The organism is Streptosporangium sp. 'caverna' (assembly GCF_003203775.1).
GTDB classification, from domain to species: Bacteria; Actinomycetota; Actinomycetes; order Streptosporangiales; family Streptosporangiaceae; genus Streptosporangium; species Streptosporangium subroseum.
This window is the reverse complement of record NZ_CP029711.1, coordinates 3,209,220-3,232,993: the sequence shown is the minus strand read 5'-3', so window position 1 is coordinate 3,232,993 and position 23,774 is coordinate 3,209,220. Positions and strand designations below refer to the sequence as shown.

20 protein-coding genes are annotated in these 23,774 nt (G+C 68.9%); 2 read left to right on the top strand and 18 right to left on the bottom strand.

From position 1 onward, the window contains the following. Positions 1-138: 138 nt before the first annotated feature. From aspS to DKM19_RS14290, 3 genes are read right to left on the bottom strand one after another with little or no spacing between them, the layout of a single operon-like run. Positions 139-1,899, bottom strand: a complete 1,761-nt coding sequence (aspS, locus tag DKM19_RS14300; RefSeq protein ID WP_110696115.1) for an aspartate--tRNA ligase — start codon at positions 1,897-1,899, stop codon at positions 139-141. Then, positions 1,896-3,161 (bottom strand): histidine--tRNA ligase, encoded by a 1,266-nt coding sequence (hisS, locus tag DKM19_RS14295; RefSeq protein WP_110696114.1) that lies wholly within the window; start codon positions 3,159-3,161, stop codon positions 1,896-1,898. Before hisS ends, aspS begins: the two co-directional genes overlap by 4 nt. A gap of 3 nt (positions 3,162-3,164) precedes the next feature. Further along, the gene (locus DKM19_RS14290; RefSeq protein WP_110696113.1) at positions 3,165-3,893 is read right to left on the bottom strand and encodes an MBL fold metallo-hydrolase; all 729 of its coding nucleotides are present in this window, start codon (positions 3,891-3,893) and stop codon (positions 3,165-3,167) included. A gap of 148 nt (positions 3,894-4,041) precedes the next feature. Here DKM19_RS14290 and DKM19_RS14285 point away from each other — a divergent pair, with 148 nt between their 5' ends. Beyond that, entirely contained in the window at positions 4,042-4,905 is an 864-nt protein-coding gene (locus tag DKM19_RS14285; protein ID WP_110696112.1) for a peptidylprolyl isomerase, read from the top strand. 59 nt (positions 4,906-4,964) lie between these two features. Beyond that, positions 4,965-6,194, top strand: coding sequence for a DUF349 domain-containing protein (locus DKM19_RS14280; RefSeq protein ID WP_110705712.1), 1,230 nt, complete (start codon positions 4,965-4,967; stop codon positions 6,192-6,194). A 224-nt stretch (positions 6,195-6,418) separates the two neighbouring features. On the opposite strand, the gene DKM19_RS14270 is transcribed toward DKM19_RS14280, so the two are convergent. The 15 genes from DKM19_RS14270 to DKM19_RS14195 all read right to left on the bottom strand — a co-directional run bounded on the left by DKM19_RS14270 (position 6,419) and on the right by DKM19_RS14195 (position 23,698). Beyond that, positions 6,419-8,614: a bifunctional (p)ppGpp synthetase/guanosine-3',5'-bis(diphosphate) 3'-pyrophosphohydrolase gene (locus DKM19_RS14270; RefSeq protein ID WP_110696111.1), complete on the bottom strand. Its 2,196-nt coding sequence runs from the start codon at positions 8,612-8,614 to the stop codon at positions 6,419-6,421. A gap of 238 nt (positions 8,615-8,852) precedes the next feature. Continuing rightward, positions 8,853-9,398 carry an adenine phosphoribosyltransferase gene (locus DKM19_RS14265; RefSeq protein WP_110696110.1) on the bottom strand — a complete coding sequence of 182 codons (546 nt, stop codon included), beginning with the start codon at positions 9,396-9,398 and terminating at the stop codon, positions 8,853-8,855. A gap of 64 nt (positions 9,399-9,462) precedes the next feature. Further along, a complete protein-coding gene (secF, locus tag DKM19_RS14260; protein WP_110696109.1) occupies positions 9,463-10,554 on the bottom strand; it encodes a protein translocase subunit SecF in 1,092 nt (363 codons plus the stop codon). Next, complete coding sequence (secD, locus tag DKM19_RS14255; RefSeq protein WP_110696108.1) at positions 10,554-12,344, bottom strand: protein translocase subunit SecD; 1,791 nt, start codon at positions 12,342-12,344, stop codon at positions 10,554-10,556. The genes secF and secD overlap by 1 nt, the downstream gene beginning before the upstream one ends. An 84-nt stretch (positions 12,345-12,428) precedes the next feature. Beyond that, the gene (yajC, locus tag DKM19_RS14250) at positions 12,429-12,791 is read right to left on the bottom strand and encodes a preprotein translocase subunit YajC (RefSeq protein WP_110696107.1); all 363 of its coding nucleotides are present in this window, start codon (positions 12,789-12,791) and stop codon (positions 12,429-12,431) included. Between the two features lie 226 nt (positions 12,792-13,017). Further along, complete coding sequence (ruvB, locus tag DKM19_RS14245) at positions 13,018-14,076, bottom strand: Holliday junction branch migration DNA helicase RuvB (RefSeq protein WP_110696106.1); 1,059 nt, start codon at positions 14,074-14,076, stop codon at positions 13,018-13,020. A gap of 289 nt (positions 14,077-14,365) precedes the next feature. Next, on the bottom strand, positions 14,366-14,986 hold the full coding sequence (ruvA, locus tag DKM19_RS14235) for a Holliday junction branch migration protein RuvA (RefSeq protein ID WP_110696104.1): 621 nt from the start codon (positions 14,984-14,986) through the stop codon (positions 14,366-14,368). Then, on the bottom strand, positions 14,983-15,570 hold the full coding sequence (ruvC, locus tag DKM19_RS14230; RefSeq protein WP_089210744.1) for a crossover junction endodeoxyribonuclease RuvC: 588 nt from the start codon (positions 15,568-15,570) through the stop codon (positions 14,983-14,985). The genes ruvA and ruvC overlap by 4 nt, the downstream gene beginning before the upstream one ends. Positions 15,571-15,693: 123 nt before the next feature. Then, complete coding sequence (gene eis, locus DKM19_RS14225) at positions 15,694-16,851, bottom strand: enhanced intracellular survival protein Eis (protein ID WP_110705711.1); 1,158 nt, start codon at positions 16,849-16,851, stop codon at positions 15,694-15,696. Positions 16,852-16,894: 43 nt separating this feature from the next. Next, positions 16,895-18,181 (bottom strand): sodium:proton antiporter, encoded by a 1,287-nt coding sequence (locus DKM19_RS14220; protein ID WP_110696103.1) that lies wholly within the window; start codon positions 18,179-18,181, stop codon positions 16,895-16,897. A gap of 112 nt (positions 18,182-18,293) precedes the next feature. Continuing rightward, positions 18,294-19,046, bottom strand: a complete 753-nt coding sequence (locus tag DKM19_RS14215) for a YebC/PmpR family DNA-binding transcriptional regulator (RefSeq protein ID WP_110696102.1) — start codon at positions 19,044-19,046, stop codon at positions 18,294-18,296. Between the two features lie 3 nt (positions 19,047-19,049). Further along, on the bottom strand, positions 19,050-19,640 hold the full coding sequence (pdxT, locus tag DKM19_RS14210) for a pyridoxal 5'-phosphate synthase glutaminase subunit PdxT (RefSeq protein ID WP_089210711.1): 591 nt from the start codon (positions 19,638-19,640) through the stop codon (positions 19,050-19,052). A gap of 166 nt (positions 19,641-19,806) precedes the next feature. After that, positions 19,807-21,492, bottom strand: coding sequence for an alkaline phosphatase (locus DKM19_RS14205; RefSeq protein WP_110696101.1), 1,686 nt, complete (start codon positions 21,490-21,492; stop codon positions 19,807-19,809). A 128-nt stretch (positions 21,493-21,620) separates the two neighbouring features. Next, the gene (gene pdxS, locus DKM19_RS14200; protein WP_110696100.1) at positions 21,621-22,535 is read right to left on the bottom strand and encodes a pyridoxal 5'-phosphate synthase lyase subunit PdxS; all 915 of its coding nucleotides are present in this window, start codon (positions 22,533-22,535) and stop codon (positions 21,621-21,623) included. A 152-nt stretch (positions 22,536-22,687) separates the two neighbouring features. Continuing rightward, positions 22,688-23,698 (bottom strand): DUF3048 domain-containing protein, encoded by a 1,011-nt coding sequence (locus DKM19_RS14195; protein ID WP_110696099.1) that lies wholly within the window; start codon positions 23,696-23,698, stop codon positions 22,688-22,690. Between the last annotated feature and the right edge of the window lie 76 nt (positions 23,699-23,774).

The window sequence follows — 23,774 nt, the reverse complement described above, 5'->3', positions numbered from 1 at the left end:
ACGGAAAGGCCTCCCGGAGCGTTCTCCGGGAGGCCTCCGCCACATCCTTGAGCCAGGCCCCTACCTCGCCTGAGGCCCTCACCGCATTCGCCGGCCGGGCCTCCACCTCGGGGCGGAGGCCCTCACCGCGTTCGCGAGCTAGGCCCCTGCCCTCAGCTTGGCGTCGGCGGCCTCCTTGGACTTGGCGTCCACACCGGCCTCCTTACGCTGCTCACCCGTGATCGGGGTGGGCGCGCCGGTCAGCGGGTCGAAGCCGGAAGCCGTCTTCGGGAAGGCGATGACGTCACGGATCGAGTCGCCGCCTACGAGGAGCATGCAGATCCGGTCCCAGCCGTAGGCGATGCCTCCGTGCGGCGGCGGGCCGTACTTGAACGCCTCCAGCAGGAAGCCGAACTTGTTCTCCGCCTCCTCCTTGGAGATGCCGAGCACGTCGAAGACGCGCTGCTGCATCTCGGCCCGGTGGATACGGATCGAGCCGCCGCCGATCTCCATGCCGTTGCAGACCATGTCGTAGGCGTAGGCCAGGGCCTCGCCGGGGTGGTCCTGGAAGGTGTCGGCCCACTCGGGCTTGGGCCCGGTGAACGGGTGGTGGACCGCGGTCCAGCCGCCGTCGCCGTCCTCCTCGAACATGGGGGCGTCGACGATCCAGAGGAAGTTCCAGGCGGACTCGTCGATCAGACCGCAGCGGCGGCCGATCTCCAGGCGGGCCGCGCCGAGCAGGTCGCGGGAGGCGGAGGCCGCACCGGCCGCGAAGAAGATCGCGTCACCAGGTCCGGCGCCCACCTTGGCGGCCAGGCCGGCGGTCTCGGTCTCCGACAGGTTCTTGGCGACGGGGCCGCCGAGCGTGCCGTCCTCGCCCACGAGCACGTAGGCCAGGCCCCTGGCGCCCCGCGACTTGGCCCAGTCCTGCCAGCCGTCCAGCTCCTTGCGGCTCTGGGAGGCGCCGCCCGGCATGACCACGGCGCCCACGTAGGGAGCCTGGAACACCCGGAAGGTGGTGTCGGCGAAGAACTCGGTCATCTCGACGAGCTCCTGGCCGAAGCGCAGGTCCGGCTTGTCGGAGCCGTAGCGGGCCATGGCGTCCCAGTAGGTCATCCGGGGCAGCGGCGTCGGCAGCTCGTAGCCGATCGTCTCCTTCCAGATGCGGCCGATCAGGGCCTCGCCCAGCGCGATGACGTCGTCCTGGTCCACGAAGGACATCTCGACGTCGATCTGGGTGAACTCCGGCTGCCGGTCCGCACGCAGGTCCTCGTCGCGGAAGCAGCGGGCGAGCTGGTAGTAGCGCTCCATGCCGGCGACCATGAGGAGCTGCTTGAACAGCTGCGGCGACTGCGGCAGCGCGTACCAGCTGCCGGGCTGGAGCCGGACCGGGACCAGGAAGTCGCGGGCGCCCTCGGGGGTGGAACGGGTCAGCGTCGGGGTCTCGATGTAGTTGAACCCGTGCTCGTCCATCACCTGGTGGGCCAGGTAGGTGGCCTTGGAGCGGATCCGCATGGCCTGCGCGATCTGCGGGCGGCGGATGTCAAGGTAGCGGTATTTGAGCCGCGCCTCCTCGGAGACGCCCGCGGTGCCCTCGATCGGGAACGGCAGCGGCGCGGACTCGCTGAGCACCTCGACCTGGGAGGCGACGACCTCGATCGAGCCCGTCGGCAGATCGGGGTTCGCGTTGCCCTCGGGACGGACCCGTACCTCTCCGACAACCTTCACGCAGTATTCGGCGCGCAGGCCGTGTGCGTCGTCCTCTTCGCGGAAGACCACCTGGGAGGAGCCGGAGGCGTCACGCAGGTCGATGAAGACCACACCGCCGTGGTCGCGGCGGCGCGCCACCCAACCGGCCAGCGTCACCTGCTGCCCGGCGTGCTCCTCGCGCAGTGATCCCGCTTCGTGCGTGCGGATCATTTGTTCAGTCTCTCCTTCAAAGTCGTGACGATCTCAGCGAGCGGTACGGTGATCTGATCACCGCTGACCAGGTCTTTGACCTGCGCGGACTCGACGGCGATATCTCGCTCGCCAAGGATCACGGCATAGCTCGCCCCCGAGCGGTCGGCGCCCTTCATGGCGCCCTTGAGACCCTTGCCGCCGAACGACATGTCGGCGTCCAGGCCTGCCCGGCGCAGCTCGGTGATGAGCAGGAACATCCGGCGGCGCGCCTCCTCACCCAGCGGCACACCGTACACCTGGACACGGGACTCACCGGCCTCGCCTCCGAACAGCCCCTCGGCCTCCATGGCCAGGACCGTCCGGTCGACGCCGAGCGCCCAGCCCACGCTGGGCAGGGCGGGACCGCCGAGCATCTCGCTCAGCCCGTCGTAACGGCCGCCACCGCCCACCGCCGACTGCGAGCCCAGCCCGTCGTGGACGAACTCGAACGTGGTGCGCGTGTAGTAGTCGAGGCCGCGGACCAGCCGGGGGTCGTCGGCGTAGGTCACGCCGGAGGCGCTCAGCAGCGAGCGGACCTCCTCGTGGTAGGCCTTGCACGCCTCACACAGGTGGTCGGTCACCAGCGGCGCGGCGGCCAGCTGGGCCTGCACCTCGGGGCGCTTGTCGTCGAGCACGCGCAACGGATTGATCTCAATCCGCTGGCGGGTGGCCTCGTCGAGGTCGAGCCCGCGCAGGAACTCCTGGAGCGCGGCCCGGTAGACGGGGCGGCACTCCCTGCAGCCCAGGGTGTTGATCAGCAACCGGACCCCGGTCAGGCCCAGTCCGGCGTAGCCGTCGCTGGCCAGGATGATCAGCTCGGCGTCCAGCGCGGGGTCCTCGGCCCCCAGTGCCTCCGCTCCGACCTGCCAGAAGTGGCGGTAGCGGCCTCTCTGGGCGCGCTCATAGCGGAACTGGCTGCCCGAGTACCAGAGCTTCACCGGAAGCTGGCCGTTGTGCAGGCCGTGCTGGAGGACGGCCCGCACGACCGAGGCGGTGCCCTCGGGGCGCAGCGTGAGGGAGCGTCCGCCCTTGTCCTCGAAGGTGTACATCTCCTTGGAGACGATGTCGGTCGACTCGCCGACACCGCGCACGAACAGCGCGGTGTCCTCGAAGACCGGTGTCTCGATATAGCCGTAACCGGCGCGGCGGGCCGGAGCGGTCAGCGCCTCGCGCACGGCGAGCGCCCGCTCGGACTGCGGCGGAAGCCAGTCGAAGGTGCCCTTGGGCGCCTGCAGAGTCATCTCTTAAAGTCCCCTGGTGGGACCACGGCCGTGCCGAAGGCTCTCGGAGCCGGCGTTGGACGCCGCTTCCGCTTCCGCCATATACGGGTTGGTGGCACGCTCGTGGCCGATCGTGGTCTGTGGTCCGTGGCCGGGCAGGACCACCGTGCTCTCCGGCAGCGGCAGGCACTTGGCCGCCAGGCTGCGCAGGATGGTCGGGTAGTCGCCTCCCGGAAGATCCGTGCGGCCGATGGAGCCGGCGAACAGCAGGTCGCCCGAGAACATCACGTCCGGAATCTCCTCGGTGCTGGGCAGCCTGAACGTCACCGACCCCCTGGTATGGCCCGGAGTGTGGTCGACGGTCAGTTCCATACCCGCCAGCCGCAGCACCTCACCGTCGACGAGTTCGCGCACGTCGTCGGGCTCGGTAAAGGTCAGGCCGCCGAACATCTGCTGCCTGGTCGCCGTCGACAGTCCCCTGCCCGGGTCGGAGAGCAGCTCACGGTCCTCGGGGTGGATCCACGCCGGGACGCCGCGCGCGCCGCAGACCGGGGCGACCGACCACATGTGGTCGATGTGACCGTGGGTGACCAGCACCGCGACCGGCTTGAGCCGATGCTCGCGCAGCACGTCGTCCAGGTCGCCGACGGCGTTCTGGCCCGGATCGACGATGACACACTCCTCGCCCGCGGCGGGAGCGACGACGTAGCAGTTGGTCTGGAACGACCCTGCTGGAAAGCCGGCGATGAGCATCTGCCTCAGCTGATCTCGTCAAGAATGCGGATGGGAATGTAACCGAAGGGTACCGGTGCGGGTCGGCGGGCTGCGAACCATTACCCTCTGGCCGATACGATTCGCCCACCTCAATAAGTAATACTCCGGCACTCGGGAGGGCGAAGCGGTGAGCGGCAAGGAACGCCAGAAGCAGTTGGCGCGCGAGCACTACGAGCGGCAGATGCAACGACGCGTCGAGCGCGAGACCAAAACCAAGCGCAACGCGATCATCGGCACCAGCGTGGCCGTAGTGGTGGTCGTGGGAGGCGTGATCGCCGCGACCACCCTGCTCGGCAGCTCGGACACCACGGCGACGGCCAGCCCGGACCCGGCCGCGAGCCCGGCTGCGAGCCCGGCCGCGTCCGACGCCGGCGCCCAGCCGGCGGCCTTCGACCCCGCCAGCGGCACCTGCGGCTACGTCGCGGACACCGCCGGCGGCCCCTCCAAGGACGTGGGCATGCCTCCGGCGAAGGTGGACACCACGCCCAACAAGATGACCCTCAAGACGAACCGCGGTGACATCGTCATCCAGGTGTCCGCCGAGAAGACCCCGTGCACGGTCAACTCCTTCGCCTTCCTGGCGAAGAAGAAGTACTTCGACGGCTCCAAGTGTCACCGCCTGGGTTCGGCCGCGTTCCCGATGCTGCAGTGCGGCGACCCACTGGCCAAGGCCGACGGTAAGAGCCAGACTGACGGCCAGGGTGGCCCCGGCTACCGCTTCGTGAACGAGAACCTCGAAGGCGCCAAGTACACCCGTGGCGTCGTGGCCATGGCGAACAGCGGCGCCGACACCAACGGCAGTCAGTTCTTCATCGTGTTCGGCGACACCCAACTGCCCCCGAATTACACCCCGTTCGGTACGGTGACCAAGGGACTGGAGATCATCGACAAGGTGAACAAGGCCGGCGTTATTACTCCGGGACCTGACGGCACCGGAGCCCCGAAGGAAACCGTACAAATCGAAGACGTGACAATGTCCGGCAAGAGCTGACGTAATACAAGCAAGGGACGGCTAGTCCCGAAAGGCTGATGAAAGTGCGGGAGGACACGGTGAGCACCGACCCGTGGGGCCGGGTAGACGACGACGGCACCGTCTACGTACGTACGGCTGAGGGAGAACGGGCCGTCGGGTCCTGGCAGGCCGGCGAACCGGAAGAGGCACTTGCCTACTTCCATCGCAAGTTCGACGAATTGGCCGGGCAGGTCACCCTTCTGGAGCAGCGGGTTCGCGGCACCGACCTGCCGCCCGCCCAGGCCGAGGCGACCATCGTCAAGCTCCGTGAGGCGATCACCGACGCGCATGCGATCGGCGATCTCGACGGGCTGCTGAACCGGCTGGGCGTCGTCACGGAGCTGGTCGCCCAGCGCCGCGAGGAGGTCAAGGCGGCACGCGACGTGGCCCGCGCGGAGGCCAAGGACATCAAGGAGCGGATCGTCGCCGAGGCGGAGCGCATCGCCGACGACACCACTCACTGGAAGACCGGCGGCGAGCGGCTGCGCCAGCTCATCGAGGAGTGGAAGGCCGCCGAGCGCATCGACCGGGTGACGGAGGCGGCGCTCTGGAAACGCCTGTCCGCCGCCCGCACGGCCTTCGCCAAGCGGCGCAAGGCCTACTTCGCGGGGCTGGACGAGCAGCGAGAGAGCGTGCGCTCCGCCAAGGAGCGCATCGTCATCGAGGCCGAGGCGCTGTCTTCCTCCACCGACTGGGGCGCCACCGCCTCCACCTACCGCGAGCTGATGCAGCAGTGGAAGATGGCGGGCCGGGCCTCCCGCGAGGTCGAGGACGAGCTCTGGGGCCGTTTCAAGGGCGCCCAGGACCAGTTCTTCCAGGCGCGTTCGACGGTCTTCGCCGAGCGCGACGCCTCGCTCGCGGCCAACGCCGAGATCAAGGAGCAGCTTCTGGCCGAGGCCGAGAAGATCCTCCCAGTCTCCGACGCCCGCTCCGCCCGGACCACCCTGCGCAACATCCTGGAACGCTGGGAGGCCGCGGGTTCGGTTCCGCGGGAGCAGCGTGACCGTCTTGAGGGCGGGCTGCGCAAGATCGACGAAGCGATCCGCAAGGCCGAGGAGACGGAGTGGAAGCGCTCCAACCCCGAGGCCCGCGCCCGCGCCCAGAACACGGTCGACCAGCTCCGCAAGACGATCGCGCAGCTGGAGGCCCGCCTGGTCAAGGCCCAGACCGCGGGCAAGGACAAGGACGTGAAGGACGCCGAGGAGGCCCTGGCCGCCCGCCGTTCCTGGCTGGAGGAGGCCGAGCGCACACTCGCCGAGTTCTCCTGAGCAACTGAGAAGGCCCCCAGGACGCGCCCCGTAGACGAGGGCACGCCCTGGGGGCCTCTGTATGCCCCTGAGACCTTCTCCCGGATGGCATCGCGACCCAGAGGCACCGGACGGCGCCGCGCGCACGGAGCGTCACGTACGGGGCCGCGGAATCGCCGGCCGGTGCCACGCGTTCGCGCCCGGCTCCGCCTCGGAGACGGGCGCCGTGCGTCAGGGACGGCCGATCAGGAGCCGGCGCCGCTGACCCGATAGACGTCGTATACGCCCGGGATGTTGCGTACGGCCTTCAGAACGTGGCCCAGGTGCTTGGGATCGCCCATCTCGAAGGTGAACTTGCTGATCGCCACGCGGTCCCTGGACGTCGTCACCGACGCCGACAGGATGTTGACGTGCTGGTCCGACAGGGTCCTGGTGACGTCCGACAGCAGGCGGGGCCGGTCGAGCGCCTCGACCTGGAGGGCGACCAGGAACACCGAGTCGTCCGCGGCCGACCAGGCGACCTCGACCAGGCGATCCGGCTCGGAGTTGAGCTGATCCATGTTGGGACAGTTGGTGCGGTGCACCGACACGCCGTGCCCCCGGGTGACGAATCCGACGATCTCGTCGCCCGGAACGGGGGTGCAGCAGCGTGAGAGCCGTACCCACACGTCGGAGCTGCCCGCCACCACCACGCCCGCGCCGCCGCTGCCGCGGGGACGGCCCCGCAGCTTGGTCGGCACCGAGGCCTCGGCGATGTCCTCCTCCGCGCCGTCCACTCCCCCGAGGGCGTGCACCAGCTTCTGCACCACGTTCTGGGCCGCGATGTGGCCCTCTCCGACGGCCGCGTAGAGCGCGGAGACGTCGGGATAGCGCAGGTCCCTGGCGAGGGCCAGGAGGGACTCTCCGGACATCAGGCGCTGCAGCGGCAGACCCTGCTTGCGCATGGCCCGGCCGATCGCCTCCTTGCCCGCCTCGATCGCGGTCTCGCGGCGCTCCTTGGAGAACCACTGCCGGATCTTGTTGCGGGCACGGCCGGACTTGACGAACTTGAGCCAGTCGCGCGAGGGTCCGGCGTCCGGCGACTTGGAGGTGAAGATCTCCACCGTGTCGCCGTTGCTGAGCCGTGACTCCAGCGGCACCAGGCGGCCGTTGACCCGGGCGCCGATGCAGCGGTGGCCGACCTCGGTGTGCACGGCGTAGGCGAAGTCGACCGACGTCGCCCCCTCGGGCAGGGCGATGACCTGGCCTCGCGGTGTGAAGACGTAGACCTCCGAGACCGACAGGTCGAACCTGAGCGACTCCAGGAACTCTCCCGGGTCCGCGGTCTCCTTCTGCCAGTCCAGGAGCTGACGGAGCCAGGCCATGTCGCTGGCCGGCTTCAGCTTCGCCCCGGGAGGACCGGAGGTGGTCATGTCCTCCTTGTACTTCCAGTGCGCCGCCACGCCGTACTCGGCCCTGTGGTGCATGCCGTGGGTGCGGATCTGCAGCTCCACCGGCTTGCCCTCGGGGCCGATGACCGTCGTGTGCAGCGACTGGTACATGTTGAACTTGGGCATCGCGATGTAGTCCTTGAACCGGCCGGGCACCGGGTTCCATCGCGCGTGAATCGTCCCGAGGGCGGCGTAGCAGTCGCGGACCGTGTCGACCAGCACCCGGATGCCGACCAGGTCGTAGATGTCATCGAAGGCGACGTCCCTGGCGATCATCTTCTGGTAGACCGAGTAGTAGTGCTTGGGCCGGCCCTTGACCGAGGCGCGGATCTTGGCGTCGCGCAGGTCGCCGGAGACGTTCTCTATGACCTCCTGCAGGAACAGGTCCCTGCGCGGGGCCCGCTCCGACACCATCCGGGCGATCTCGTCGTAGCGCTTGGGGTAGAGCATGGCGAACGCGAGGTCCTCCAGCTCCCATTTGATGGTGTTCATGCCCAGCCGGTGGGCGAGCGGCGCGAAGATCTCCAGCGTCTCGCGGGACTTCTGGTGCCGCTTGTGCTCGGGCAGGTAGCGCATCGTCCGCATGTTGTGCAGCCGGTCGGCGAGCTTGATCACCAGCACGCGGATGTCGCGGGACATGGCCACGACCATCTTGCGCACGGTCTCGGCCTCGGCCGCGTCACCGAACTTGACCTTGTCGAGCTTGGTGACGCCGTCGACCAGCAGCGCGATGTTGTCGCCGAAGTCCGAGCGCAGCTCGTCCAGACCGTAGGCGGTGTCCTCGACGGTGTCGTGCAGCAGCGCGGCGCACAGCGTCTCGTCGTCGGTGCCCAGCTCGGCGAGGATCGTCGCCACCGCCAGCGGGTGGGTGATGTAGGGGTCGCCGCTCTTACGCTTCTGATCGCGATGATGGTAGGCGGCCACATCGTAGGAACGCTCGATCAGCCGCAGGTCCGCCTTCGGATGGGTCGCACGGACCGTGCGGAACAGCGGCTCCAGCACCGGATTCATCGCGCCACCCCATTGCCCCCCAAAACGCGCGAGCCTACGTCTTACCGCCGGCTTCTCCTCGGCGGTTCCAGACATGGCGGAACCGGCACCGTCTGCCGGAACGGCCGTCTCGGGACCGCCGCCGTCAGCGGTCACGTCGGGGACGACCACATCACGGGGCACTCAGACTCCTTAACATTCGAGTCCAGATCCCTCAGTGTATCCAGACCGGCTTGTGTGCATCCGCCCGCGGGGTCGATCAGACGATGACGAGGGAGTGCAGCGTGACATCGTCCAGGCGCTCACGGCCCTTGAGGAAGGAGAGTTCCATGAGCACGGCGATGGCGACGACGTCGGCGCCCGCCCTGCGGACCAGCTCCACCGCCGCGCACGCCGTGCCTCCGGTGGCGAGCACGTCATCGATGATCAGAACCCGCTCCCCGGGGACGAAGGCGTCCCGGTGAACCTCGATGGTGGCGGAGCCGTACTCCAGATCGTAGGACGCCTCAAGCGTCTCAGAGGGCAGTTTGCCTTTCTTACGTACCGGAACGAACCCCGCGCCGGCCTTGTAGGCGGCGGGAGCGGCGAGGATGAACCCCCTGGCCTCGATCCCGACGATCTTGTCCACCCGGTACAGCCCGGCGAGCTCGTCGGTCACCGCGGCGAACGCCTTGGGGTCGGCGAGCAGCGGGGTGATGTCCTTGAACAGCACTCCCGGCGTGGGGTAGTCGGGCACGTCGCGGATCCGTTCCAGGATCAGCCTGCTCAGGTCACTCACGATCGCTCCCCTTGTGGAATCACTCATGATCGCTCACCTATGGAAAACGCCTCCGCCCCCGGGAAGGGAGCGGAGGCGTGATCTCTCCGGACTACTTCTTCTTGCGCTTTTCCCCGCCGGCGACGGTGCCGCCTGCGGCTCCGGCCGTGCCGTTGGAGCCCGCGACGGTGCCGTTGGAGGCCCCGGCGGCGACCGGCTGGCGGACAGCCTTCTTGGCCGCGGACGCGGCGCCGCCCCCGTGGGAGGCGAGCCTGCGGGCGATCGCCTGGTAGCGCGGTTCGCGCTCCTTCAACGTGACCAGCAGCGGCGTCGCGACGCACAGCGAGGAGTACGTGCCGACGAGCATGCCGACGAACAACGCCAGCGACAGGTCCTTCAGCGTGCCCGCGCCGAACAGCGTGGTGCCGATGAACAGGATCGCCGCGACCGGCAGGATCGCCACCAGGGTGGTGTTCAGCGACCGGATCAGCGTGTGGTTCAGCGCGTTGTTGGCGGCCTCGGTGTAGGTCATCTTGGAGGTCGTGCCGAGCTTGGCGGTGACCTCCTTGATCATGTCGAACACGACGACGGCGTCGTACAGCGAGTATCCGAGGATCGTCAGGAAGCCCAGCAGGGTCGCCGGAGTGACCTCGAAGCCCGACCACGCGTAGACGCCGGCAGTGATCACCAGGTCGTGCAGCAGCGCCACGACGGCGGCCAGCGCCATCTTCCACTCGAAGGCGAGCGTCAGGTACAGAATGATCGCCAGCATGAAGACGACCAGGCCGATGATGGCCTGGTTGGCGACCTGACCACCCCACGAGCCGCCGATCACCTGGAGGTTGATCTGGTCCTGCGGCAGGCCGTACTTCTGGGCGACCGTCTTCTGGACCGCGGTCACCGTGTCGGCCGGCAATGCCTCGGTGGTGACCCGCCAGCCGTTGTTCGTCGTCTGGACGATGACCTGGTGCGCACCGGCGTCGGTGAAGGTGGTGCGCACCTGCTCGATGTCGACGGTCGCGGCCGGTTTGAAGGAGAACACCGACCCGCCCTTGAACTCCACACCCAGGTTCAGGCCGTTGAAGACCAGACCCGCGATGGAGATCACCAACAGGAGTGCGGAGAGGCTGTACCAGAGTCTCTTGCGCCCGACGAAGTCGACATTGACCTCGCCGCGGTACAGACGGCGCGCGATGCCAGACATCAGGCCTCCTGCGGAACGGTCTTGGGGTTGACGACGCTCTCGCTCATGCGCTCGGCGTCAAGGCCGGAGAGCTTGTGGCCCCTGGCGAAGAACTTCCGCTTGGCGAGCAGCGCGACGAACGGCTTGGTGAACATGAACACCACCACGATGTCGATGAGCGTGGTCAGACCCATCGCGAAGGCGAAGCCGGCCACACCGCCGACCGCCAGGAAGTACAGCACGAGAGCGGCGATGAACATGACGGCGTCCGCGATCAGGATCGTCCGCCGGGCACGGGTCCAGGCGACCTCGACGGCCGTGCGCAGCGAGCGGCGGCCTTCCTTCATCTCGTCCCGGATGCGTTCGAAGTAGACGATGAACGAGTCCGCCGTGATACCGATCGAGACGATCAGACCGATGATGTGCGGGAGCGACAGGCGGAAGCCCGCGAACGTCCCGAGCAGCACCACGGTCTCGTAGGTCAGGGCCGTCGCCACCACGAGGCTCAGCACCGCGACGATGCCCAGACCCCGGTAGTAGAGCATCGAGTAGATGAGCACCAGGAGAAGACCGATCGCACCCGCGATCAGACCGCCGCGGAGCTGGTCGGCGCCCAGGGTGGAGGAGACCTCCTCGTTGGACCCGATCTCGAACTTCAGCGGCAGCGCGCCGAACTTGAGCTGGTCGGCCAGGGCGGTGGCCGTCGCGTCGGTGAAGCTACCCGAGATCTGTGCCCGGCCGCCGGTGATGGGCTCCTGGATGGTCGGAGCGGAGATGACCACACCGTCCAGGACCATGGCGACCTGGTTGCGCGGGGGCGCCGAGTTGAAGGCGGTGGTGGTGACCGCCGACCACTGCTGGGGCCCCTGACCCTTGAAGGAGAGCTGGACGAGCCACTCGCCGGTGCTCGGGTCGACGCCGGCGGACGCGGTGTCGATCGCGGTGCCGGTCACGGCCGCCTTGTCGAGCACGTATTTGGCGCTGCCGTCGTCGCTACAGGCGACGTACTGCTTCGTCGGTGCGTCCTGAGCGCCCTCGCCCTTGTTCTTGGAGCAGTCAAGCGCCTCGAACTGCTTGAGCACCGCCGGGTCGATCCCGGTGGTGTCCACGCCCTCCGTGGGGTCTTCGGGAGCCGCGGGAGGCGCCGAGGGAACGGCGCTGTCGCCCGGCTTGGCGGTCGGAGCGGTGCTCTCACCCGGCTTGGCACTCGGGTCCGCGGCCTTGGCCGGCTTGTCCGAGGCGGCGGGCGTCGCGCCCGGGCTCGGGTTGGTGAGCGCCGAGGACAGGGCACGACCCGCGGGCGAACCACTCGGGTTCGGCGCGGCGGTCGTGGCGGAGTCGGGAACCTTGGAACCGTTGGGCTTGGGAGCCTCGGAACCCGTGGGCTTGGGAGTCTTGTCCTGCTTGCCGGTGCCCGAAGGAGCGGGTGTCGGCGCCTGGGTGGGCAACTGACCGGGGGGTTGGGGTGCCCCGGGGGCGATCGCCATCACCTGACGGAATCGAAGCTCCGCGGTGGTGCCGACCAGTTTGACGACTTCCTCTTGGCCAACTCCGGGGACGGAGATGACGATGTTGTCACCGGATTTGACGACCTCGGCGTCGGAGATGCCGCTGCCGTTCACCCGATTACGGATGATGTTCACGGCCAGGTCGAGGCTCTCGTCTGTGGGAGCGCTGCCGTTCGGCGTGATTGGCTGCAGCGTCACCGTGGTGCCGCCGGCGAGGTCGAGGCCATATAGGGGGGCGTATGCCTTGTTGAGCAGCATAACCCCGCCCATGGCGAGAATGATCGCCAGAAGCACCAGGAGCATACGCCCCGGTCTGCTCTGGCCACTGGTCGGTCGGGCCACTGGTCGTCAGTTCTTTCGGCTATAGGGGGTTGGTGGTGAGCCTGCTCATGCCTTCTTGGTCGTCGAATCCTGGCTGTCGCCGTGCTGTTCCACGGTGTCAGTCACATTGTCGTCGATGTTCGTGACGCCTTCGTCCTCCACATCGTCAACAGGAGTCAGGACGCGGCCGATCGCCGCCTTGACCCAGCGGGTCTCGACACCGGGCGCGATCTCCAGGATCACGTCGTCGGCGTCGATCGCCACCACGGTCGCGAACAGACCGGTCGTGGTCATGACTTTGGTGCCCGTGGCGAGGCTGTTCTGCATCTGGGTCTGCTCTTGCTGCCGCTTACGCTGCGGACGGATGAGCAGGAAGTAGAACACCACGACCATCAGAGCGATCATGATAAGGCTCGAATAGCTGCCCACAGGGCCGCTCCTTCTCTTGAAAATGGCCGGCCGGGCGCCGGACGTCATATACGGCCACGCCGCTCAGCACGTCAGCCTACACAGCCAGCCAAGCCTCGGAGTTTAGGCGAGCTGTTAGAAGCGCGGCAACGAAGTCACGATTCGGCGCGCAGGGAAGTTCCCATTTCGATACTGTCGTCACCGACTTGTGATCAACGCTGTACGACTCCCCTACCCAAACCCAACGTCAGACCTGTCCCAGATCATCCCCAAGGTCTACAAGGAGCGAGGCTCCGAACGCGTCCGGTGGCGGAGTCAGGCCCATGTGCACCCAGGCCGCCGCGGTCGCGACCCGGCCCCGTGGAGTGCGGGCCAGCAGGCCCTGCCGCACCAGGAACGGCTCCGCGACCACCTCCACCGTCTCCGGCTCCTCCCCCACCGCGACCGCCAGCGTGGACAACCCGACGGGCCCGCCGCCGAACTTGCGCAGCAGCGCTCCGAGGACCGCCCGGTCGAGCCGGTCGAGCCCCTCGGCGTCGACCTCGTAGAGGTTCAGCGCCGCGGAGGCGATGTCCTTGGTGACCACCCCGTCCGCGCGCACCTCGGCGAAGTCGCGGACCCGGCGCAGCAACCGGTTGGCGATACGGGGCGTGCCCCGCGATCGCCCGGCGATCTCGTGCGCCGCGTCGCCGGGAAGCCTGACGGCGAGCAGCCGGGAGGAGCGGTGCAGCACCTGTTCCAGCTCGGCGACCGAGTAGAAGTCCATGTGCGCGACAAAACCGAAACGGTCGCGCAGGGGCGCGGGCAGCATTCCGGCCCTGGTGGTGGCCCCGACCAGGGTGAACGGCGCGATCTCCAGGGGGATCGCGGTCGCCCCCGGCCCCTTGCCCACCACGATGTCGACGCGGAAGTCCTCCATCGCGAGGTAGAGCATCTCCTCGGCGGGCCTGGCCATCCGGTGGATCTCGTCGATGAAGAGGACCTCGCCCTCCGAGAGCGTCGACAGGATCGCCGCGAGGTCACCCGCCCGCTCCAGCGCGGGACCCGAGGTGATCCGGAGCGGCACGGAGAGCTCGGTCGCGATGATCATGGAAAGGGTCGTCTTGCCGAGCCCGGGCCCGCCGCTCATCAGCACGTGGTCCGGCGGCCGGTTACGCCGCAGCGCGCTCTGCAGCACCAGCGACAACTGCTCGCGCACCCGCGCCTGGCCGATGAACTCCTCCAGCCGCTTGGGCCGCAGCGCCGCCTCGATGAACTGCTCGTCGCCCTCGGCGTCCGGCGACACCAGATCCCGCTCCGAACTCACGCCGATCCACCTTCACACACGCGGGTTTCCGTCACGCTCATGCGGGCGCCCTCCGCTCCGCCGAGCCTCTGGCGACCATCGGACACGAGCCTCTGGCAACCATCGAACATAAGCCTTCGGCGACCATCGAACACGGGTCTCCGGCGACCATCAGGCGCAAGCCCTCGACCACCAGGCGCAAGTCCCCGACCATCAGGCGCGAGCCCCCGGCGATTTTCAGGCACGGGCCTCCGGCGATCACCGGGGGCGAACCCGTGGTGATCGTCGGGCGTCCGCCCGCGGGAGCCCCTCATCGGACACTCAGCGCGCGGAGCGCGGCCTTGAGCAGCGCGGCCACCTGCGGGGTCCGGCCCTCCAGCACCTCGGCGTCGGCCTGGGGCGTGACGGCGGCGACCGCCTCGTCCGCGTCCCTGGCCGAGTAACCGAGACCGACCAGGCCCGAGTGCACCTGATCCCGCCAGACGGGCACGGTCACATGGCCGTTGAGCGCGGCGTTGACGGTCTCCTCCGGCGTGCCGAGCTTGCCCTTGAGGTCGACGATGATCCGCTGGGCCCCCTTGGGCCCCACCCCCGGAACCCTGGTCAGCGCCTTCACATCCGCGCTCGCCACGGCCACCCGGAGCGCGTTGGGCGTGTATACGGCCAGCATCGCCAGGGCGACCTTGGGACCGACCCCGTTGGCCGTCTGCAGCATCTCGAAGATCCCGCGCTCGTCGTCGCTCCCGAAGCCGAACAGCGTCAGCGACTCCTCACGGACCACGAGCGAGGTGGCCAGCCTGGCCTCCTCGCCCATCCTGAGCGTTGCCAGCGTGCCCGGCGTGCAGTGCACGAACATGCCCACCCCGCCGACCTCGACCACCGCCCCTTCCGGTGCGATGGCGGTCACCTGTCCCCGAACCGAGGCGATCACTTGGTGGTTCCTCTCGAATATCCGGCCCTGCCCTGCCCCCGGAAGTAGGCCGCGGGGGTCGTTCCCGGCCCGGTCTTGGCCTTGGCCACCGCCTCGGCCAGCCTGCTCTGGGCCCCGCCCCGCCACACGTGACAGATCGCGAGCGCGAGCGCGTCGGCGGCGTCGGCGGGCTTGGGCATGGCGTCCAGCCGCAGCAGCCGGGTCACCATGGTTCCCACCTGCTGTTTGTCGGCCGTGCCGCTGCCGGTGATCGCGGCCTTGACCTCGGAAGGGGTGTGCAACGCGACCGGCAGCCCCCTGCGGGAGGCGCACAGGATCGCCACGGCGGACGCCTGCGCGGTGCCCATCACGGTCCTGAGGTTGTGCTGGGCGAAAACCCGCTCCACGGCCACCGCGTCGGGCTTGACCTCGTCGAGCCACTGCTCGATGCCCGCCTCGATCGCCACCAGCCGGGCTCCGAGATCGTCATCGGCCGGCGTTCTGACGACTCCTACCTTGATCAGGCTCAGCGGCGCCCCGGGCCGCCCCTCGACGGCACCGAGCCCGCACCGGGTCAGCCCGGGATCGATCCCCATCACCCGCAGCTCGGGCAACCGCACTGACACGCCTCCGCTCGCCGAACACCTGTTCGGTGCCCGACTCTACCGTGTGAGGGCACGCCGTGCACGGCTGTGCGGACACGCCGTGCACGGCTCCGCCACCGGCCGTCAGAAGTGGTCAAGCATATGCGGCCTGGCGTGGAAGGCGGCGTCGAAGACCTCGTGGGCGTCCGTCGGGCCGGTGAGCGTTCCCGAGCGGCGGAGGGTGGCGGTCGGGACCCCGGCGAACAGGGCGGAGAAGGCGCCGGCGGTGAAGACGGGGACGGCGCCCGGCAGGGATTCCACCGGCTCGGCCGTACCGGATCCGTCCGCGACGGACAGGTGCCAGGGGCCGGAGTTGGCGGGGCGATGGGGGTCGTCGACCTGGATCACGGCGTCGAGGGTGACGCCCGCGGGGAAGCCACGCCGGGCGACGGCCTCGGCGAGGTCGACGACGCGGAACATCCAGCGGGTCTGCCCGACCTCGTCCCTGGGGCGGTCGCCGATCAGCCAGAACACCGGGTCGTCGGGGGCGACGACCGCGTGCACCGACGCGGCGACGGAGGAGGACGAGCCGACCAGCGACCACAGGGCGCGGGCGGTGGCCTCCGAGCCCGCGACGAGGTTGTCGACCTCGATGTCGCCGCCGTCCCAGCGATAGATGAGGAAGCCGTCGTCGGCCAGGTAGAGGAAGTCGTCCTTCCTCTCCAGCCACAGGCGCCAGATCCGCTCGTCCCAGCAGATGGGACCGGAGGCGTGGGTGGCGGCGTGGACGCGGTTGAGGATCGCGATCACCTCGGGGGCGTCGTCGGGGCCCATCCGGCGGACCTTGACCTGCTCGGTGGGCCTGATCGTGCGCAGGGCCTCTGCGGGCAGGGTGGCCCGGTGCATGGCGCCCGCGTGCTCCCAGCCGAGTGACCGGTAGATCCGGGTGGTGGCCGGGTAGAGGGCCGAGATGGGGTGACCGAGATCCGCGCAGCGGTCGATGGTGGCCCGCATCAGCATCCGGCCGACGCCGCGTCCGCGGTCCTCGGGCGCGACCGTCACCGAGCCGATGCCGGCCATCGAAATCGGCCTGCCGTGCCACCACTGGGTGAGATCGTTGATCTTGCTCATCGCGACGAGCCGGGGGCCGTCGACGACGCCGAGATACCTCCCGCCCGCGAGCACCGGGATGACATGCCTGCGCCAGGTGTCCACCTCGCCGTCGGAGATCGGCCCGAAGGCGCGCTTGCGATTGTCCAGGACCGCGTCGAAGTCGTCGACGGTCAGATCACGTAGCTCCACGGTCACCAAACATAGGCGACCGGGTGGAGAAGGTGAATCCGGGTCAAAGGTGCCGAGCCGCGGGCTCGGCACTCTCCTCGTCCTCTGCCTTTCCCACCCTGTCGCGCAGGCTGTCCAGCCGCGCCATGATCGGCGTCGCCGTGACGCCGTGCACGACCAGGGAGGCCAGCACGGTGAAGGCGACCACGGCCCAGAGCTCGTCGGCGGGCACGCCGAAGTCGGCCTGGCCGAGAGCGTAGGCGAGGTAGAACAGCGAGCCGATGCCCCGGATGCCGAAGAAGGCCGTCACCCCGCGTTCCCTCGGCCCCGCCGGGCCGCCCAGCCCCGCGAGCCATCCGGTCAGCGGCCGGATCACCAGCAGCAGCAGGAGGGCGACCGCCGCGCCCTCCCAGGTGAGCGAGGCCAGGCCTCCGGCCGCCACGAACCCGCCGAGCAGCACGATCAGCCAGGCGGTGAACAGCCGTTCGATCTGCTCGATGAAACCGTGGAGAACCCCGTTGTATCCATGGGTGCGCTCGGCGGCCCTGATGGTGCACGCGGTCACGAACACCGCGATGAAGCCGTATCCGTGCACCAGCTCGGTCAGGCCGTACACCAGGAACGTCGCGCCCAGCGCCACGAAGCCGTCGCGGTGCTCGGCCAGCCGCAGATCGGACACCTGAGCGCGGAAGAACAACCGGCCCAGCAGCTTTCCGATCAGCAGGCCGCACACCACACCCGCCCCGCACCGGTAGAGCAGGTCCACCAGCGCCCACTCGCCGATCCATCCGGCGCCCCCGGCGGCTGCCAGGGCGATCGCGGCGTACACCAGGGGAAAGGCCAGGCCGTCGTTCAGGCCGGCCTCGGAGGTGAGGGTGAACCGGACCTCGTCGTCGGCCTTCTCCGAGTCGACAGGCTCGCCGACCTGCACGTCGGAGGCGAGCACCGGGTCGGTCGGGGCGAGCACCGCGCCCAGGAGCAGCGCCGCGGCCAGGGGCCATCCCAGCAGGCCGTAGGCGGCCGCGGTCACCCCCGCCACGGTCAGCGGGAGCGTCCATCCCAGGAGACGCCAGGTGGAGGACCAGTTTCGCCGCCCGAAGGGGCGGTTGATCGCCAGTCCGGCGCCCATCAGCGAGATGAGCACGCAGATCTCGGTGGCGTGCTCGACCAGTGCCCGGTGGGCCACCGGATCGGGCCCGGGCAGGTCGAGGGGCAGGAGGTAGAGCAGGAACCCGCCGATGAGGCAGGCCAGCGGCAGCGAGAAGGGCAGTCGGTTGAGCAGCCGGGGCAGCACGGCCGCGAGCAGGGCGGCGATGCCCGCCAACGTAAAGATCAGGTCAGGGTTCCCCATGGTCCGCCTGATATGCCCTTGACCTAAAGGACAAACCTCACAGAGGGCCCGAGGCTACCCAGGAACCGCGAAATGCCCGCCTTCCCTGCGGAGAGGCGGGCACTCCGGACGGTTACGCGTCGAGCTTCTCCAGGATCTCGTCGGAGACGTCGAAGTTCGCCCAGACGTTCTGGACGTCGTCGTCGTCCTCCAGCGCGTCGATCAGCCTGAAGACCTTGCGCGCGCCGTCCTCGTCGAGCGGGACGCTCATCGTCGGCATGAAGCTCGACTCGGCCGAGTCGTAGTCGATCCCGGCGTCCTGCAGGGCCTTGCGGACCGGGACCAGGTCGGTGGCCTCGGAGACGACCTCGAACTGGTCGCCCAGGTCGTTGACCTCCTCGGCTCCCGCGTCGAGGACCGCGGTCAGCACGTCGTCCTCGGACAGGCCCGCCCTGGGGACGAGCACAACGCCCTTGCGGTTGAACATGTAGGAGACCGAGCCGGGGTCGGCCAGCGAGCCGCCGTTGCGGCTCAGGGCGACGCGAACCCCGGTGGCCGCCCGGTTGCGGTTGTCGGTGAGGCACTCGATCAGCACCGCGACACCACCGGGGGCGTAACCCTCGTACATGATGGTCTGCCAGTCGGCGCCGCCGGCCTCCAGGCCGCCGCCGCGCTTGCGGGCACGCTCGATGTTGTCGATCGGGACCGAGCTCTTGCGCGCCTTGGTGATGGCGTCGAAAAGCGTCGGATTACCGTCCACATCGGGGCCGCCGGTCCGGGCCGCGACTTCGATGTTCTTGATGAGCTTGGCGAACAGCTTGCCCCGCTTGGAGTCAAGCGCGGCTTTCTTGTGCTTCGTCGTCGCCCATTTGGAGTGGCCGGACATCGCCTAGAACTCCCTCACCATCTCAGCAAAATATGAATGCACACCGACATCCCCGGTAAGTTCCGGGTGGAAGGACGTGGCGAGCAGCGGTCCTTGGCGGACCGCGACGATCCTATCCCCAGGTTCGGCCCGTGCCAGCACTTCGACATCGGAACCCATGGATTCCACCCATGGAGCGCGAATGAAGATCGCGCGCATCTCGCCGCGCCCGGCGAAGTCGATGTCGGCCTCGAAGGAGTCGACCTGACGTCCGAAGGCGTTGCGGCGGACCACCATGTCGATGCCGCCGATCGTCTGCTGCCCCTCGATCCCGCCCTCGATCCGATCGGCCAGCATGATCATGCCGGCGCAGGAACCGTAGGCGGGCATACCGCTTTTGATCCGCATCCGGAGCGGCTCGAGCAGCTCGAACGTCTCGGCGAGCTTCCACATCGTGGTGGACTCCCCGCCGGGGATGATCAGCCCGTCGACCGCCTCAAGCTCGGCGGGACGCCGTACGGCCACCGCCTTCGCGCCCACCGCCTCCAGCGCGCGCACGTGCTCGCGCACGTCTCCCTGCAGAGCGAACACGCCGATCGTCGGGGCGATGGTCACCTATGGTCCTTTCAACGGGCCTGGAATGCCCTCCTAGCGTATGACCACTCCGTGGATCGCCCCAAACCCGATCATCGCCGGCAGGACCGGACCGCGCCGGGACGGGCCTCCCGGCCGCGAAAGGGGCGGCGCCCCTCCGGGTGCGCCGCCCCGCGACCGGCGACGATCAGGGACGCTTGGTCTCCAGGTCCACGACCTCCTGGATCCGGTCGACCCCGGGAGTCCTGGCGGCCGACGGGTCGAGCGGGCGCAGATAGGTCTGCTGGACGCCCGGAACCCGGTCCTCGATCACGAAGGTCGCCTTGGTGTACGCCTCCGCGCCCGCCTGCGTGACCTGCGGCAGCACCTTGAAGTCCGCGGTGAGCTGGTCGCGCCCGATCCGGGTGATCACGTAGCCGCGCTGGTTGTTGTAGAACTTCAGGTGCGGGTTGATGGTCAGGAACGGCTGGGTCTTCGGGTCGGAGTCGGCGCCGTCGCCACCGGTGGTGATGGAGGAGGCGACCAGCTCCGAACCGACCGTGCGCGTGGTGGGGTCGTCGTAGTCGAGCTTGAGGTCACTCGCCCAGTGGGCGTGCACGTCACCGGTGAGCACGACGGGGTTGCGCACCTTGGCGTCGACCCAGCCCTGGGTGATCCGCTGCCTGGAGGCGACGTAACCGTCCCACGCGTCCTGGCTGGTGATCTTGGCCGGTCCGGCGTTGTTGTCGCGCTGGGCGAAGAAGACCTGCTGACCGAGGATGTCCCACCGCGCCCGCGAGCGGCGGAAGCCGTCCAGCAGCCAGCGCTCCTGCGCCGCACCGGTGATCGAACGGGCGGGGTCGACCGCCTCCGGGCAGTCGTCGTAACCGTCGCCGCAGCCCTGGTCGCTGCGGTACTGCCGGGTGTCGAGCATGTGGAAGTTGGCCAGCTGCCCCCACTGGATCCGCCGGTAGAGCTGCATGTCGATGCCCCGCGGGATGGATCCGCGCCGCAGCGGCATGTTCTCGTAGTACGCGCGGAAGGCCGCCTCGCGCCGGGTGAGGAAGTCCGGCTGGGGGACCTCCGGCTTCTCCGGCACCTCGTCGGCCCAGTTGTTGTCCAGCTCGTGGTCGTCCCAGACGACCAGCCAGGGCGCGGCGGCGTGCGCGGCCTGCAGGTCGGGGTCGGTCTTGTACTGGGCGTGCCGCTGACGGTAGTTCGCCAGGCTCTCGGTCTCGGGACCCTCGTGGTGGCGGATGTTGCCGCCGGGGATGGTGTAGGTGTCACGCCGGTACTCGTACTGGTAGTCGCCCAGGTGCAGGATCAGGTCGGGCTGCTCCTCGGCCAGGCGCCCGTAGGCGGTGAAGTAGCCGTGTTCGTACTGGGCGCAGGAGACGAAGGCCATCGCCAGGCCCGAACCGTAGGAGGACGCGTGCGGGGCGGTCCTGGCGCGGCCCATCGGCGAGACGTAGTGGCCGACCTTGAAGCGGTACCAGTAGTCCCGGTCCGAGGAGAGCCCGTCCAGCTCGACGTGGACGCTGTGACCCCACTCCGGGGTCGCCGCGGCCACGCCCCGCCGCACGACGCGGCGGCCTGCCTCGTCGCTGTAAACCTGCCAGTCAACGGAGAAGCGCCGGCCGGGCATCCCGCCCAGGCCGTCCTCGGCGAGAGGCTGGGGTGCCAGGCGGGTCCAGATGACAAAGCCGCTCGCGTCGGGATCTCCGGAGGCGACGCCGAGCGTGAAGGGGTTGGCGCTCAGGCCACGGGAGGCCAGGGAGGCGGCGCTCTCCGAGGCGGCGGGGCCGGGATCGGCGTTCGCCATGGCGGGAACACCGGCCACCGCGCCCGCCGCGATGCCGGTGACAAGGAATGACCGTCGGGTGAGCCGGGACATGGGGGGCCTCCCAGAGTGATCAGGCACGAATGCCCGTCAGCCTTGCCGATCATCATGACAGGAGAGTGAACTTCTCCGGTCATGAAAAAGGCGACATCCTTCACGGATGCCGCCTTCCCCGAAACTCCCTACCAGCCGCGGTCGGCCAGGCGGTGCGGAACCGGGATGTCGCTGACGTTGATGCCGACCATGGCCTCGCCGAGGCCGCGGGAGACCTTCGCGATGACGTCGGGGTCGTCGTGGAACGTGGTTGCCTTGACGATCGCGGCGGCACGCTGGGCCGGGTTGCCGGCCTTGAAGATGCCCGAGCCGACGAACACACCCTCGGCGCCGAGCTGCATCATCATCGCGGCGTCGGCCGGGGTGGCGATGCCGCCCGCGGTGAACAGCACGACGGGCAGCTTGCCGGTCCTGGCCACCTCGGCGACCAGCTCGTACGGCGCCTGCAGCTCCTTGGCCGCGACGTACAGCTCGTCCTCGGGCAGCGAGGAGAGGCGCTTGAGCTCGCCCCTGATCTTGCGCATGTGGGTGGTGGCGTTGGAGACGTCACCGGTGCCGGCCTCACCCTTGGAGCGGATCATCGCCGCGCCCTCGGTGATGCGGCGCAGCGCCTCGCCCAGGCTGGTCGCGCCGCAGACGAAGGGCACCGTGAACTGCCACTTGTCGATGTGGTTGGCGAAGTCGGCCGGGGTCAGCACCTCGGACTCGTCGACGTAGTCGACACCGAGCGACTGGAGCACCTGCGCCTCGACGAAGTGGCCGATGCGGGCCTTGGCCATGACGGGGATCGAGACGGCGGCGATGATGCCGTCGATCATGTCGGGGTCGCTCATCCGGGAGACGCCGCCCTGGGCGCGGATATCGGCGGGAACGCGCTCGAGGGCCATGACCGCGACGGCACCGGCGTCCTCGGCGATCTTGGCCTGCTCGGCGTTGACGACGTCCATGATGACGCCGCCCTTGAGCATCTCTGCCATGCCGCGCTTGACCCGGGCGGTGCCGGTGACGGTGGTCTCGGTGACTTCGGGCGTGCTGCTGGACACGGTCTTTACCTCACGACGGCTGGTTGCGGATCACGGGCCGCCCGTGGGGGACGGCCACCACACCTCCATGGTAGGCGCTGATCAGCTCGTCCCCCTACACCGTCTTGTCCCGCTTGAACGATCTTCTTGGACAAGTTGTACGGCTTGCGCCGTCAGGGAATGACCGGCTTGGGCGCGGCCAGGACCACCCAGACCTGGCCGGGGGCGAAGTTCATCGGCTCCCCCGCCGCGGTGGTGAAGACGGTGCCGTCCTTCTCCGAGTCACGCGACCACTCGGCCTTGAACGCCTGTCCGTCGCGGAGCACGACCGCCTTGCCCTTGCCGGTGGTGTGCATCAGGGGCGTGTAACTGTCGTTCAGGTCGTGAAACTCCGAGCGCTCGGTCTTGACGTACTGCACGACGATCGTGGGCGCGCCGAGCTGGCCTCCCTCGGCCGCCATGTCCTTCTGCCCGTCCTGCCAGATCAGCCACTTGCCCGCGGTCTCCGACCAGCCGAAGGTGAAGCGGGCGCCGGGATACTTCACGCTGAACGTCTTCTTGGGCACACCGCCCTCGGGGGCGTCTCCGAAGGTGAAGCCGATGTCCTTCTCCTTGGTCGCCTTGGGCGCCGCCGCCAGCAGTTGCTTGGTGTTGGCGAACAGGTTGTAGGGCGCGTAACGCCCCGGCTGGCGGAAGTAGGCGCCCGGCACCCGGCTGTCGGAGACGTCGATCAGTGACGCCTCCGCGATGAAGGGCAGCATCTTGGTCTGCGCGCCCGAGTAGGCGAAGGCGGGCTTTCCGAACTGCGGCATGAGGTGCAGGTCGGAGATCCGGGCGCTGCGGACCGGGCCGATCTTGGCCGGGGGGTTCGAGGAGAAGACCGCCATCAGCCGGGTCAGGCCCGCCTCGACCTGCTCGATGTAGACGATGTCGGCTTTCTTGAGGCCGAGCTGCGGCTTGCCCGACGAGGTGTTCTCGATCTTCGCCACCAGCACGGGCTTGCGGGCCGCACCCGGGAGCCCGGTGAACGGGTGGGTCGGCTCGGGGGTGGGGGTCGCGGGGGGAGCCGTGGCCGCCTGCGCGGCCTGACCCGCGGCGGGCGATTCGGCGGAAGAGCAGGCAGCGGCCGGCGCCAGAACCGTCACTCCCGCCAGCGTGATGGCGATCATCCGGTGCACCCGCACGACTACATCTCCTCAAGTCGGTCACGAAATGCCAAGAGCCTACCCGTGTCCGACTTGTCAGGTGCCGTGCTTTATA

Excerpts from the sequence above, each read along its gene's own strand:
- aspS (WP_110696115.1), bottom strand. The coding sequence starts at position 1,899 with ATGATCCGCACGCACGAAGCGGGATCACTGCGCGAGGAGCACGCCGGG.
- hisS (WP_110696114.1), bottom strand. The coding sequence starts at position 3,161 with ATGACTCTGCAGGCGCCCAAGGGCACCTTCGACTGGCTTCCGCCGCAG.
- DKM19_RS14290 (WP_110696113.1), bottom strand. The coding sequence starts at position 3,893 with ATGCTCATCGCCGGCTTTCCAGCAGGGTCGTTCCAGACCAACTGCTAC.
- DKM19_RS14270 (WP_110696111.1), bottom strand. The coding sequence starts at position 8,614 with ATGAATCCGGTGCTGGAGCCGCTGTTCCGCACGGTCCGTGCGACCCAT.
- DKM19_RS14265 (WP_110696110.1), bottom strand. The coding sequence starts at position 9,398 with ATGAGTGATTCCACAAGGGGAGCGATCGTGAGTGACCTGAGCAGGCTG.
- secF (WP_110696109.1), bottom strand. The coding sequence starts at position 10,554 with ATGTCTGGCATCGCGCGCCGTCTGTACCGCGGCGAGGTCAATGTCGAC.
- secD (WP_110696108.1), bottom strand. The coding sequence starts at position 12,344 with ATGCTCCTGGTGCTTCTGGCGATCATTCTCGCCATGGGCGGGGTTATG.
- DKM19_RS14220 (WP_110696103.1), bottom strand. The coding sequence starts at position 18,181 with ATGGGGAACCCTGACCTGATCTTTACGTTGGCGGGCATCGCCGCCCTG.
- DKM19_RS14215 (WP_110696102.1), bottom strand. The coding sequence starts at position 19,046 with ATGTCCGGCCACTCCAAATGGGCGACGACGAAGCACAAGAAAGCCGCG.
- DKM19_RS14205 (WP_110696101.1), bottom strand. The coding sequence starts at position 21,492 with ATGTCCCGGCTCACCCGACGGTCATTCCTTGTCACCGGCATCGCGGCG.